This is a genomic window from Paenibacillus oleatilyticus (genome assembly GCF_018998565.1).
GTDB lineage: Bacteria > Bacillota > Bacilli > Paenibacillales > NBRC-103111 > Paenibacillus_G > Paenibacillus_G oleatilyticus.
In genome coordinates this window covers 1-339 of the sequence record NZ_JAHNZO010000179.1, presented here as the reverse complement: position 1 = coordinate 339, position 339 = coordinate 1, and the positions used below count along the sequence as shown (strand labels likewise).

Here is a 339-nt window from a genome sequence, read left to right as displayed (position 1 = left end):
ATATAGTACTGGGCATCGATCGACCTTTCCGCCATCCGCGCCAACGCCAGGCGGCTGGCGAACGCATCGTGGCCGCTGACCAGCGGCACCACGCCGCTCAGGCCGGGGTGCGCCGCCATCTGTTCGGCGGCCCGCGCCGGCAATAGCGCGGCAGGATCCGCCGGCAATGCCGCCTGCGGCAGACGCTGCGAAATATCCGGCAAACGAAAGATGACTCTTGCCGCAATAATGGCGATCGTCACGGCGATAATCAGGTACACGACAATTTTTATCACGGGAAGCGGCCTCGGAGGTTGACTGCTTTGCTTTATACGTCATTAGGTTGCTTCAATCTATAGG

The 339-nt window shown here is 60.2% G+C and carries 1 pseudogene; it reads right to left on the bottom strand.

The annotated features are described in order from the left end of the window. Positions 1–275: pseudogene (locus KQX66_RS39110) on the bottom strand (hypothetical protein); the annotation flags it as partial. Positions 276–339: the final 64 nt, after the last annotated feature.